This window comes from Pseudanabaena sp. SR411 (assembly GCF_002251945.1).
Classification (GTDB): Bacteria; Cyanobacteriota; Cyanobacteriia; order Pseudanabaenales; family Pseudanabaenaceae; genus Pseudanabaena.
Map to the genome: position 1 here is coordinate 1 of NZ_NDHW01000215.1, position 13,256 is coordinate 13,256.

General features: G+C 43.5%; 10 protein-coding genes and 1 pseudogene. 7 read left to right on the plus strand and 4 right to left on the minus strand.

Annotated features, from left to right (window positions below; translation table 11 throughout):
- A pseudogene (locus B9G53_RS23015) lies at positions 1 to 595 on the plus strand (photosystem II q(b) protein); the annotation flags it as partial.
- Between the two features lie 186 nt (positions 596 to 781).
- Here the strand turns inward: B9G53_RS23015 and B9G53_RS27640 are convergent.
- The gene (locus B9G53_RS27640) at positions 782 to 934 is read right to left on the minus strand and encodes a hypothetical protein (RefSeq protein WP_176453324.1); all 153 of its coding nucleotides are present in this window, start codon (positions 932 to 934) and stop codon (positions 782 to 784) included.
- Positions 935 to 1,144: 210 nt separating this feature from the next.
- Here B9G53_RS27640 and B9G53_RS23020 point away from each other — a divergent pair, with 210 nt between their 5' ends.
- Positions 1,145 to 3,316 carry a glutamine synthetase III gene (locus tag B9G53_RS23020; protein ID WP_094535782.1) on the plus strand — a complete coding sequence of 724 codons (2,172 nt, stop codon included), beginning with the start codon at positions 1,145 to 1,147 and terminating at the stop codon, positions 3,314 to 3,316.
- 115 nt (positions 3,317 to 3,431) lie between these two features.
- Here B9G53_RS23020 and B9G53_RS23025 read toward each other — a convergent pair whose 3' ends face one another.
- Both B9G53_RS23025 and B9G53_RS23030 read right to left on the minus strand, forming a co-directional pair.
- Complete coding sequence (locus B9G53_RS23025; protein ID WP_094535783.1) at positions 3,432 to 4,979, minus strand: NAD(P)H-hydrate dehydratase; 1,548 nt, start codon at positions 4,977 to 4,979, stop codon at positions 3,432 to 3,434.
- Between the two features lie 62 nt (positions 4,980 to 5,041).
- Positions 5,042 to 6,913: a protein phosphatase 2C domain-containing protein gene (locus tag B9G53_RS23030; RefSeq protein WP_094535784.1), complete on the minus strand. Its 1,872-nt coding sequence runs from the start codon at positions 6,911 to 6,913 to the stop codon at positions 5,042 to 5,044.
- 512 nt (positions 6,914 to 7,425) lie between these two features.
- Here B9G53_RS23030 and hrcA point away from each other — a divergent pair.
- The 3 genes from hrcA (at position 7,426) to B9G53_RS23050 (ending at position 9,603) form a co-directional block, all read left to right on the plus strand.
- Positions 7,426 to 8,490 carry a heat-inducible transcriptional repressor HrcA gene (gene hrcA / locus B9G53_RS23040; RefSeq protein ID WP_094535786.1) on the plus strand — a complete coding sequence of 355 codons (1,065 nt, stop codon included), beginning with the start codon at positions 7,426 to 7,428 and terminating at the stop codon, positions 8,488 to 8,490.
- 240 nt (positions 8,491 to 8,730) lie between these two features.
- The gene (locus B9G53_RS23045; RefSeq protein ID WP_094535787.1) at positions 8,731 to 8,937 is read left to right on the plus strand and encodes a hypothetical protein; all 207 of its coding nucleotides are present in this window, start codon (positions 8,731 to 8,733) and stop codon (positions 8,935 to 8,937) included.
- Between the two features lie 90 nt (positions 8,938 to 9,027).
- Complete coding sequence (locus B9G53_RS23050; RefSeq protein WP_094535788.1) at positions 9,028 to 9,603, plus strand: Uma2 family endonuclease; 576 nt, start codon at positions 9,028 to 9,030, stop codon at positions 9,601 to 9,603.
- A 3-nt stretch (positions 9,604 to 9,606) separates the two neighbouring features.
- On the opposite strand, the gene B9G53_RS23055 is transcribed toward B9G53_RS23050, so the two are convergent.
- Complete coding sequence (locus B9G53_RS23055; RefSeq protein WP_094535789.1) at positions 9,607 to 10,758, minus strand: ABC transporter ATP-binding protein; 1,152 nt, start codon at positions 10,756 to 10,758, stop codon at positions 9,607 to 9,609.
- A gap of 393 nt (positions 10,759 to 11,151) precedes the next feature.
- Between B9G53_RS23055 and B9G53_RS23060 the strand changes: the two genes are divergently transcribed.
- Both B9G53_RS23060 and B9G53_RS23065 read left to right on the plus strand, forming a co-directional pair.
- Complete coding sequence (locus B9G53_RS23060) at positions 11,152 to 12,345, plus strand: bifunctional 2-polyprenyl-6-hydroxyphenol methylase/3-demethylubiquinol 3-O-methyltransferase UbiG (RefSeq protein ID WP_094535790.1); 1,194 nt, start codon at positions 11,152 to 11,154, stop codon at positions 12,343 to 12,345.
- A gap of 128 nt (positions 12,346 to 12,473) precedes the next feature.
- Positions 12,474 to 13,253, plus strand: a complete 780-nt coding sequence (locus B9G53_RS23065) for a TIGR03943 family protein (protein WP_094535791.1) — start codon at positions 12,474 to 12,476, stop codon at positions 13,251 to 13,253.
- The last annotated feature ends 3 nt before the right edge of the window (positions 13,254 to 13,256 follow it).

Sequence of the window (13,256 nt, forward strand, 5' to 3'; positions counted from 1 at the left end):
CGGACAAGGATCATTCTCTGACGGTATGCCTTTGGGTATCTCAGGTACTTTCAACTTCATGATCGTATTCCAAGCAGAACACAACATCTTGATGCATCCTTTCCACATGTTGGGAGTAGCAGGTGTWTTCGGCGGTTCGTTGTTCAGTGCCATGCACGGTTCACTCGTAACCTCCAGCTTGATTCGTGAAACMACCGAAAACGAAAGCCAAAACGCWGGYTACAAATTCGGACAAGAAGAAGAAACCTACAACATCGTTGCAGCCCACGGCTACTTCGGACGTTTGATTTTCCAATACGCATCCTTCAACAACAGCCGCAGCTTGCACTTCTTCTTGGCYCTATGGCCAGTAGTTGGCATCTGGTTCACCGCATTGGGCGTAAGCACCATGGCGTTCAACTTGAACGGTTTCAACTTCAACCAATCGATTTCTGACAGCCAAGGACGTGTCGTACCATCTTGGGCCGACGTAATCAACCGCGCAAACTTGGGTATGGAAGTAATGCACGAGCGCAACGCTCACAACTTCCCTCTTGATTTGGCTGCTGTTGATGTAGCACCAGTAGCAATGGCTGCTCCTGCTATCAACGGTTAATCGACTAACTTAGTCATCTCGAAATAAAAAAGCCTCTCCGCAAGGAGGGGCTTTTTTATTGAAGTACTGTAACTGCACAGGTACTAGTGCTATTGGTTTTTCTTGCTGTTTCCCCAAAAAACCGTGTTTATTCCTCGGGTCACAAACTTGGGCAAATTCAGCCCCTCCGTCCTCTCATTCCTGTCATTAAAAAGCGCAAATCTCATGCTCCTGAACCTTTTTTATAATGAGAATTGCTGAATTCTTGTAAATAAGATTGGAAGCGATCGCATCTTGCCAATAATAATTCCACCATTTTTGAGCAGCATCAGTAGCTAACAAAAAAAGTTTCCTAGTCATCTAGTTTGCACTGTAGGCGATCGCTCCAAAGCTAAAAACGAAGCGAATCTATGACAAGTATCTAAAAATAAAAAGATAATTTGTATCTCTCGATTTTTTGTGTGCGTTTATACCAATCAAGCGTGATCAATTCGGTATCTTTTTTAGCCATTTGATAAATATATCTTGAGTATGATTGTAAAAACCTGACAATACTCTCTAAAAATAATCATGAGCGGAAACGAGTCACGCATTCAAGCTATTTATCAGATCACCAATCGTGAACCACAGCCCAAGAAGGCTCCAAAGCGATTGGAGGAGATGTGGGCAACCGATGTGTTTACTCTGAGCAAAATGCAAGAATGTCTACCCAAGACAGTCTTCAAATCGATCAAGAAAACTATTCAAACTGGCGAACCTCTTGATAGCTCAGTAGCTGACGCGATCGCACTAGCAATGAAAGACTGGGCTATCTCTAAAGGCGCATTGTATTACGCCCACGTCTTTTATCCTTTGACCAACGCTACAGCCGAAAAGCATGATGGCTTTATCTCAGTTCAAAGCGACGGTTCGGCGATCTCAGAATTTGCTGGCAAGTTATTAGTACAGGGTGAACCAGACGGCTCTTCGTTCCCCAATGGCGGTATTCGTTCCACTTTTGAAGCACGCGGTTATACCGCATGGGATGTTACTAGCCCTGCTTACATCATGGAAACCGATAATGGTTCCACATTGTGTATTCCTACCGTTTTCGTATCTTGGACTGGCGAAGCTCTGGATAAGAAAACCCCATTGTTGCGCTCCAATGCCGCTATGAACAAAGCTGCTACCAAAGTCTTAAAACTTTTGGGTGAAAAAGAAGTTGCTCCTGTTAACTCTAGCTGTGGCGCTGAACAAGAATATTTCTTAGTAGATTCCAATTTTGCCAATGCACGTCCCGACTTGCTACTAGCAGGGCGCACCCTATTTGGTAAGCCATCGGCAAAAGGGCAACAATTTGATGACCACTACTTTGGTGCAATTCCAGAACGAGTCCAAGTCTTCATGCAAGATGTGGAAGAGCGTTTGTATCGTCTCGGGATTCCTGCTAAGACCCGTCACAACGAGGTTGCTCCTGGTCAATTTGAAATTGCTCCATATTTTGAAGCAGCTAATGTGGCAACCGATCACCAACAAATGATCATGACCATGCTCCGCTTCACTGCGAAGAAACATGGATTTGTCTGTTTGCTTCATGAAAAGCCTTTTGCAGGCATTAATGGATCTGGTAAGCACGTCAACTGGTCAGTTGGTAATGCGACCCAAGGTAACTTGCTCGATCCAGGTGACACGCCTCACTCCAATGCCCAGTTCTTGGTTTTCTGTGGGGCGATCATTCGTGGTGTTCACACCTACGGTCCTCTGTTGCGCTCAGTTGTGGCAACTGCAAGCAACGATCACCGTCTTGGTGCAAACGAAGCTCCTCCAGCGATTATCTCAATGTATCTAGGTTCACAGCTTGAGGATGTATTTGAACAGATCCGTCAAGGTGAACTGAAGAGTTCGACGGGCAAAGGCTTGATGAATATTGGCGTAGATACTCTGCCAGTCTTGCCAACTGATCCAGGCGATCGCAACCGTACTTCTCCTTTTGCTTTCACTGGTAACCGTTTTGAGTTCCGTGCTGTTGGTTCTGGTCAATCTGTGGCTGGGCCTCTAGTTGCCATGAACACGATTTTGGCAGACTCCCTCAACTGGATGGCGGAGAAACTGGAGGCAGAAATGGCTAAAGGTGCTACCTTGAGTACTGCCATTTCTTCAGTTCTTAAAGAAGTAATGGAATTGCATGGCGCGGTTATCTTCAATGGTAACGGCTACTCTGAAGAATGGCACAAACTCGCTGTCGAACGTGGCTTAGCCAACCTTCGTACCACTGCTGATGCATTGCCTGTTCTGAAGGAATCTTATATCGAAGAATTGTTTAGTAAGATGGGAGTTTTGTCTCCTGTTGAGCTAGCTAGCCGCTTTGAAACCTATGCTGAGCAGTATATTCTCTCGATTGAAGTGGAAGCTAAGCTTGTTGTTAGCATGGTGAAAACTCTGATTTACCCTGCGGCAACTCGCTATCTTGCAGATCTAAGCAATACTTCTCTTAGCTTGAAAGAGATTGGTGTAGACTTTGATAAGGAAAGCATTGAAAAAGTCGCATCTTTGACTAAGCTAGCCATGGATGGAGTTAGCAAGCTCAGTGATGCTTTGACAAAACATGACTTTGCCTCTATTGAAGATCATATGCAGTATCTTTCTCAGACTGTGCGTCCTCTAATGGATGGAATTCGTGGCTATGTTGATGCCTTAGAAGGTGAAGTTGCTGATGACCTATGGCCATTGCCCACATACCAAGAAATGCTTTTCATCAAGTAATCCCAACACATAAAACGGCGAAGCCGTTTTATGTTTATACCCAATGAGAATGGCAGCACGAAACGCCGCCACTCTCATTTAGACAAATAAAAAAGCGTCGCAATGCGACGCTTTTTTATTTGTAAAATTTTGAAAGCTGTAAAAATGGCAATAAATTTTGAGCAAGGGTCACAGGATCAACTCCCATTTCAGTGCGCTGATTTGCTAGCCATATGGCTGTCTGTGAGTGCCAAACCGTCGCGGTGATCGCTGCATCCCTTGCTGACATCCCTTGGGCTAAGATACCGCCGAGCATTCCTGCTAGGACATCACCACTGCCGCCTCTTGCCAAGGCTGGGGTGCTTTCTGGATTTATCCATGTCAGTACTCTCGCTTCTTTGGGAATAGCGATCGCCGTTCTTGCGCCCTTAAGTAAAATAGCTGCTTTTGTTTGATTTACAGCAGTTTGTAGAGCCTCTAATCTTTCCACTTCACGCAAGTCTGGAAATAAGCGGCAAAATTCGCCCCAATGCGGTGTGAGGATGATCGAACTACTGCGCTGATTTAATTTCTCTATAATTTGAGTTTTGCCTATAGATGCTAAAGCATTCAAGCCATCGGCATCAAGAACTAAAGGACGATCGCTACTTACTACCTGTTCCACAATTGGGAATGCATCAAAAGAAAGTCCACAGCCACAAGTAATTGCTTGATATTTCTGCAAATCAAGATCTGGTAATGAAGCGATCGCTCCTGACTCAGTTTCAGGACAGTCAATCACTAGGGCATCAGGAACTTGGGCGAGGATGATTGGTTTGAGGGAATTAGGAACGGCGATCGACAACATGCCCACACCTGTCGCTTTAGCTCCCATTGCCGCCAGAATTGCAGCACCGCCATATTTTTGAGAACCAACGACTAATAGTAAATGCCCAACTTCATACTTATGGGTTATAGGGTTACGAGCAATCGGAAGGCGATCGTGCATTACTGCTTTTGGATTAATTCGCCATAAGGGATGCTGCTTACCTAGGATTTGAAGTGCAAATTTTTCGGGGATATCAAAGTCAATTTTCTCCAGTTTACCAACATAGGGCGTAGCGGATTCTGTCAGTAAGCCCCGTTTCCATAAGCCCAAACAGAAGGTATTATGAGCCTGAATCGCTGTTCCCATTATGCCGCCATGATCGGTATGGATTCCTGATGGTAAGTCAATGCTGACAATTGGGATTTGCCAATTATTGATTGTGTTGATCGCGATCGCTACATCACCAACGACATCACGCGCTAATCCAAATCCAAATAAGCCATCGATTAACAGATCACAATCTTGTAATGACTCTAAAGAAACAAGGGGAATCCCTAAACTTTTGGCATAGCAACCATGTACTCGTGTTAAGGGTTTTGATTTAGCGAATGGGGTATAAATTTTGACCAGTCGCCCTTGATGATGCAGTTCTCTCGCCACCACCAAAGCATCGCCACCGTTATGTCCAGAACCAACTAACACACCAATTTGCCTATAGGATTGAGCGGGATAAAGTTCAGTTAATCTGAGCGTAATCCGCAGCGCTACTTTTTCCATCAGGGCAGCAACAGGCATTCCAGCCTGAAAAATCAGATTTTCGATCGCTTGCATTTGTGATGCTGTAGCGATCGCTTGTGATGAGAGCGATTCAATCATTAGATTTCTCCCAGTTATTTGATGGCGCGGCTACGCCGCGCCATCAAATAACTGGAACCAACTTATGGGACAAATCTCTGAAGACTGACTGGCAAGTTTTGGCGAACCCAATCTTTGACTTGAGGGAACTGCATCGCAGCTAAGCCACTGCCCAGAATCAGAGCTACTAAAATCAAAATGATAATAAAAGCGCTATTGGTTTGCTTGGGCACAGCAAATTCAGTTTTTGCCGAATCCATATCCATGAGTTCAGGTTCGAGATCCTCTGAGGTTTCCGACTCTGGTGAGGTCAATGCTAAAGCACCTGCTGGATCTTCAGTTTCAGTCTGAATATCTTCAGTATCCGCTTCTTCTTCAGCAGTACTAATTGATGTAGGGATATCATTTTCACTTACCTGATCTTCATTAGGATCAGATGGTGCAAAGCGACAACGCATCAACGCAACTGTAATATTGTCATGCCCATTTAACTCATTTGCTTGATCGATTAGATCCTGACAACTGCGGTCAAGGGGCTTATTTTCACTCAAAACTGGGAGTAAGTAGCGATCGCAAATTTGTTCAACTCGATCAAAATCACTCAATCCATCGGAGCAAAGTAGTAAGAGGCAATCTTCATCGATAAAAAATCTTTGGACACGAGGGATAAGCATATCTGAGGCTCTGGTTCCCAACGCTTGGATCAACGCGCCTCCATCAATGCGCTGCGAAGAATAGGCATAGAAGTTATAGCCAAGGGTGGTTTCACGAGTAGCCACATCATCATCAAGGGTGACTTGACGCAAATTGTCTTTAGTAACGCAATAGAGGCGGCTATCTCCCACATGTACCACATAAACTTCATTGCTCATCTTGCCGTTCGGACGAGGCATCACTGCCATTACGAGCGTTGTCCCCATACGTTGCTGGGCTTGTCGCTGCTGCTGATCATTGATGGCAACAATTTGATTGTTAACAACACGAGCCACCATTTCCAGTTGAGCAATAAACCCTTGTGCCGAGAAATCAGGATCGTTTTCAGCTTGTTGTAATAGGGTCTTTAGCTGTTGTTCAAGGGTTTTGATCGCTAGAGAGCTTGCCACTTCGCCGCCTTCATGTCCACCTAGACCATCACAGACGATCGCTAAGCGATCGCGCAGACTATCCGCCTGTTCGGAACGTTTTTGGCGTTTTACATCAGGATAGCAAGCATCTTCGTTATGTTCGCGTTGTTGTCCAACATCACTAGCACTGGCGATTCGCACTGTGAGTGGTTGATTCTCCATCACCTTGAGCGTCATTTGATCGAGGTAGGCGATCGCGCTGTTAATGTCGTATTCGCCGCGACCTAGACTGTAGAAAAATTCGGCGATCGGTTCGGCAATCTCAGGCTTAGCCAAATCCAACCATTGCACCCAAATATCGCCTAATTGCGAGATATGCACAGCCGCAACATCCGCTTGCAATTCCAACAAGCGCACCCACATCCCATCAACCCGTACTAATTTGAAATCGATCAATGTCCGAGCCATGTTCTGCTCAGCCAATGGTTGCCAGAGGTTCAGAACTTGCCACAGCAGATTAATTTGCCGCAGAGCTGATGCTTCCGCCCATGCCTCGGCTAAGGTCGGACACAGCTTGCCTTGGCGATCAATTGGCACATTTTCCAACAAAAATACTTCGGAAAGATTTAGCTCTTCACCGATCAGCAATAAGCCGTAAGGACGCGGCAAATGCAAGCTCAGACGCGACAACTTGAGATAAGACACCACATAGGTCTGAAATTCAAGGGGTAACTCTGGCAGTGCAAAAGCATCCGTATCAACAACAATTTGTGAGGAGAGGACACGGTAGCGATCGCCAATCAGAGATTCAGGGGGAAATGCTTCGGTGTCCAGTCCGACGGCCCAAAGATATTGCTGCTCAACTGCCGTAGTTTGCTCTTGTTTTTCCATGAAGGTTATTGATCGCTTGCCAAAATTATGTGGTGAATATAGTGAAAAGCGCAGATGTCTCCGAACTGTTGTTAGCTAAGGAATATGCAACTTAATCAAAAACCTGCTTTGAGTGTGGGCGGCTTCGCCGCCCACACTCAAAGCGATTCTGCTAGTTCCTAAGGTAAGAATAGGAGGCGCTGAGCCATATCCTACCTATAAGTTAGAAGCTTTGACCTATTTGTTCAAGAGACATTTGGCTATTGTAGCGAAACAGAGAGACTATTTTTATGGATTTGTAGTACTTCAGGTCGTGCAAATCTACAAAAATTAAAGGCATGTACAACTTGTTACCAGATCTCTTTAGAATCTGGTTATTGTAGTAGTTAGACTTTTGATAGTTAGAAGTCAAATTTAACAGTAAAAATTTAATACTTATTTTTTTCTTCCTTTTATTTTTTGATTTATTTTCCAATTTTTATCATTACCCCTTTTTTAGAATTTTTTCAACATTAATTACAGCGCCATAACCTATGAAGCATCAACTCACCCATCGAGAACAAAAAGTTCTTTGGGCAACTATCGATCACTATATTCAAACGGCGGAACCAGTTGGTTCTAAGGCGTTGGTATCGGAGTATGACTTTGATATTAGCCCTGCGACTATTCGCAATGTGATGAATATGCTTGATCGCAGTGGTTTGTTATATCAACCCCACACATCGGCGGGGCGTGTCCCCTCGGACTCTGGCTATCGAGTCTATGTTGATGAATTAATCGATCCTGCGAGCGAGTTAACCTACAGCACCCACCAATTTCTTGCTAGTAAAAATGAGCGACTCGGTAAGTCCAGTCTGGATGGGGTGATGCGGGATGTTGCTCAAATCTTGGCGACCTTAAGTGGCTGTATTGCGGTGATTACTGCCCCAAATATGCAAAAGATGCGAATTCGACATTTGCAATTAGTAATGGTGGATCATTGTAAAGTGATGGCGTTCGCGGTTAGTGACACTTACCACACGGCTTCAGTAACGATGGATTTGCCTAGTGAAACTAAGCCCGAAGTGTTAGAAGGTGAATTAAATATTCTCAATAACTTCTTAAATGAACATCTACGTGATAAAAACTGGTCGGAGCTAAATAGCGCTTTGCAATGGGATGATCTTGATCGACAGTTTCAGCAGTATGCGGTGTTATTGCAGCAATCTTTGCAACAGCTTATGAAGCTATGCGATCGCACGGCTTTGGGGCAGATGTTTATTAGTGGTTTAACTGAGCTGTTACGTCAGCCTGAGTTTTCTAATTTGCGACAAGTGCAAAATATTGTGCAGTTGCTTGAAGCTGATCGCGCTTCGTTGATGGCTCTGATTGTCGATCAGCCTACTCCTTCTGCTAATTCGGTCAGCATTAGAATCGGTTCAGAAATATCTATTGAGCCAATTCAGAATTGTACATTTATTTCTAGTACTTATCTCTGTGATGACAAACCAGTTGGAACAGTCGGGGTATTAGGTCCAACACGATTGGGTTATACAAGGGCGATCGCTTCAGTGCAGGCGGCTGCACTGCATCTGACAGATGCCATTAGTAAATGGTAGATCGTGTCTTAGGTTTGGGAATAAATTATTCCATTGGAAGAAACGGAGTTATCCCAATTCACCAAAGTATCGTCACACTTTGGTGAATTAAAGCCCAAATTCAGTGACGGTTTTAAAAACACAAAATGGTATAGCCATGTTGTGTTTTGGTATTACTAATAGTAAGTACAGCGCTTTGCGCTTTTTCAAAATTTCTCTGGGTTACACAAACCCTAAATAAGCTGTAAAGGCGATTTTGTAATGAATAAACCAAATGATCCTGAATCTGTCCTGACACCTGAAGAACTCAAAGCAGGACGCGATCGCATTGCCGCCGCTAACATCAACAACGTTTTACATCACTGTCGCAAATGTGATTATGAATGGGTTGCTTCCCATGCTGAAGCCTGTCGTTGTGGTTCCAAAAGTGTCGAACGGATTATGTGCTGGCAGTTTCCCGATGATTAGCAGGCGATCGCCTATGGGGTTGCTTTAATAATTCTGTCATAATAGAAATTGGGATCTGCCATAACTAGCAGCAAGAGGCAAATATTCTTTATGAACGCCCTAACTATCAGCCTAGAGCCAATATTTGAATTAACTGATGAAAAGTTTTTTCAACTCTGCCAAAAAAATCGCGATTTAAGATTCGAGCGCAGTGCTCAAGGAGATATTACGATTATGGCTCCCGAAGGTAGTGACACAGGAATGCGTAGTTCTGACGTAAATGGTTACCTCTGGCTTTGGAATCAACAGAAGAAATTAGGCTTTACATTTGGTTCTTCCGCAGGATTTATATTGCCTAATGGTGCAATGCGATCGCCTGATGCTTGTTGGATATTAAAAGAGAGATGGGATGCGCTGACTCCAGAACAACAATCTAAATTCGCACCAATTTGTCCAGACTTCGTGATCGAGCTAATGTCAAGAACCGATAGTTTGCCTACTGTCCAAGCCAAAATGCAGGAATATCAAGACAATGGTGCAAGACTAGGCTGGCTAATTAATCGTCGCGATCGCCAAGTAGAAATTTATCGCATTGGACAACCAGTGGAAGTTCTCCAATCACCAATTACGCTTTCTGGTGAAACTGTTTTACCTGAATTCGTTTTAGAGTTAGCCTCCATTTGGTAAAAGCTAAATCTTGTTGTACGGATGATACAAAGTAACTCCAGATTCAGAATCAAAAGCATAGAGTTTATTTAGATCAAATCGCCAGAAACTGCGATCTCCAATTTGCCAATGATGTTCTAAGCCAATATCTGCTGAAACTCGCGCTCTTAATTCGCTATTTTGCAATTTCAATAACACAATTGTTTCTGAGCCAAGAGCTTCCACTAGTTCCACAGTTCCCTCAAGATGGGCATCTGCTGATGTTGCAGGTTGTAAATCTTCAGGACGAAATCCGAGAATGAAGGAGCGATCGCTACCAATGCCTCTAAGTGGTAATTCATCAATGGCGATCGCCTTAATCAAACTTTCCCCTTGTAAAAATCCATCGCCATTAACATTTACAGGTAGAAAATTCATCGGAGGGGAACCCATAAATCCAGCTACAAATTGATTTGCGGGTTTCCGATAAATATTTAGGGGTGTATCTACTTGTTGAATATCGCCTTTGTTTAAGACTACAATCCGATCTCCCATCGTCATCGCTTCGACTTGATCATGGGTCACATAAATCGTGGTTACTTGTAATTGCTTTTGTAACTGCACAATTTGCGATCGCGTATCACTGCGTAACTGAGCATCCAGATTAGATAATGGTTCATCCATCAGAAATACTTGCGGATTACGAGCGATCGCTCTGCCTAATGCAACTCTTTGTTTTTGTCCACCCGATAATTCTTTCGGTTTGCGCGTTAATAAATGAGAAATTTGCAAGGATTCAGCAACCTGCTGCACCCTTTGATCAATTTCAGCGCGTTGTTTTTTACTTGTCCTTGCAAACCAAGCTAAGGGCGATGAATTTTGCGATCGTTGCCGTCTCAACCCAAAAGCAATATTGTTATAGACCGTCATATGGGGATAAAGCGCATAACTTTGAAACACCATGGCGATATCCCGCACCTTCGGCGGCAAATGATTAATTTGGCGATCGCCTAAATAGATCGAACCATCGCTAACCTCTTCTAAACCTGCAATCAAGCGTAATAAGGTACTTTTGCCACAGCCTGAAGGACCTACTAAAACTAGGAATTCGTGATCGCCTACCTCTAGATCAATTTCTTTCAGAACAACATTTTGTCCAAATTTCTTGGTCACACCACACAATCGCACAGGAGCCATCGCAAAACATCCTAATCAAGTCAATTTTGAGATTTTCAGCAACTAAAAGAGATGAAAATCCCAAAACTAATTTTATCTCTTTGCGATCGAATATAACTGTCGCCACGCATGTTAGGACAAAATCCAAACCCAAAATAGAGTAACAGTGATTTGTGCTGCCACTCTATTTTGGGTTTATACCTTATTAACCTTGGCGATAGAAACAAAACCCAAATAAATTTTAAAAGCCTTACAAAGCAAAGCTTTTAAAAATTATTTAGGTTCTGTTATAAGATTGTCGCTTGATTTGTTAAGGAATATTACTTAGTTTCTAGGTACACCCAAACCTCGCTTTGTGGTCTAAATTAACCCTAAAATATTAAACCGATCATAAAACAATTCTAAAAAATATCTATGTCCGATCCCAAGGTTAGCGCCGCCGTAGCAAGTCTCTATAACACCTATCCTTTTCCCCCCGAACCCATCTTAGATGAGCCACCACCTGGGTATAACTGGCGCTGGAATTGGCAAGCTGCCTATAGCTTTTGTACGGGGCAGAAGCCTGCTAGAGATAATATTCGGATTCTTGACGCTGGCTGTGGATCGGGCGTAAGTACAGAATATCTAGTCCATCTCAATCCTGAAGCAACCGTAGTTGGGATTGATCTCAGCGAGGGAACCCTAGCCGTTGCCAAAGAACGCTGTAAAAGATCGGGAGCCACCAGAGCCGAGTTCCATCATCTCAGCTTGTTTGATGCTGATCAACTCGAAGGAGTATTTGATCTCATCAACTCCGTGGGAGTTTTACACCATACCTCCGATCCCATTCGTGGCATTCAAGCACTTGCTAATAAGCTTGCCCCTGGGGGATTGTTGCATATTTTTGTATATGGTGAGTTAGGTCGTTGGGAAATTCGCTTGATGCAGGAGGCGATCGCCTTATTACAAGGTGATAAACGTGGTGATTATGTCGATGGTGTAAAAATTGGTAGAGAGATATTTTCCAATCTACCTGAGACTAATGCTCTACGTCGTCGCGAAAAAGAACGTTGGGAAATGGAAAACACACAGGATGCTTGTTTTGCCGATATGTATGTGCATCCCCAAGAGATTAATTACAACGTTAAGACTCTATTTGAATTAATTGATGCATCAGGCTTAGAATTTCTAGGATTCTCTAATCCTCAAGTTTGGGACTTAGAACGCTTGATTGGTAAAGCACCCGACTTAATTGCACGATCGCAACATCTTACAGAACGCGATCGCTACCGCCTGATTGAAGTTCTCGATCCCCAAACAATCTCTCATTATGAGTTCTTTTTGGCACGTCCTCCCATCCCTAAGCAAACTTGGCAAGTTGATGCAGAGCTACTTGCGGCAATTCCTGAGCCTACTCCCTGTATCTATGGCTGGAAGGATAGCCCGAACTTCTTTGACTATAATTATCAAATGGCAAGAATTAGTGATGCAGAATGGAAGTTCTTATTAGCTTGTGATGATAATCAAACGAAACAGCAAACAGTTGCCCAAATTTTGCAATCCGTTGATGCAAGTTTAGATGATGTGCGATCGCTCCAAAAGCAGCAAATTATCCTTTTGAGCGCATAAAAACCGAGCCCAAAAACTATTTTGTCTGTAATGAAGGCAAAATAGTTTTTGGAGTTGGTTTTTAATTTTGCTTACCTGTATAGACAAAGCTAAAACCCAAACGAGTAAAAATTTTGTAATCTTGCCCTATGCCATCTCGATCCGCTAATTCTTCACAAATACAAACATATTGGCAGAAGTTTTTACCTTGGCTAGAATCTTGTGCAATCACCGCTTGGGGATTTACGTTGCTGAAGCTATGGCTTTCGGGACAGCTATATCTCCTAGTCCACCCCAACTACATTCCCTTAACCATAATTGCAGGTATTGGACTAACCATTGTTGGGATCGCAGAAGCTTGGCGAGTATCAAAACGGCGACAAGGCTATACCAATAATCAACAACATGTGACATTGATTAAGCCATCTTTGAGTAGTAGTTTGCTTTTGATCGTTGCGATCGTCGCTTTATTTATTAGTCCCCGCCCATTTACTAGCGAAAAAGCAATTCATCGGGGTGTTATCGACAATATTGCCGATGCCAGAACTATACCCCAATCTTTTCGGGCAAGCAACCGTCCCGAAGAACGTACTCTCGTAGAATGGGTACGCACGATCAGCGCCTATCCTGAACCTGATGCATACAAAGGACAAAAGGTAAAACTTACAGGCTTTGTTGTCCATGCACCTGATCAGCCAGACAATATGTTTCTGATTACGAGATTTGTGATTACCTGTTGCGCTGCCGATGTTTATCCTGTGAGTTTGCCAGTCAAAATTGCGGAAAGTCGTGCTAATTACCCACCCGATAAATGGTTGCAAATCGAAGGTCAAGCTGATGTAGACATTAAGGATGGCAAACGCCAAGTTGTAATTGTGGCAAGTAATATCACCGCGATCGCAGAGCCAAAAAATCCTTACGATTATTAACAA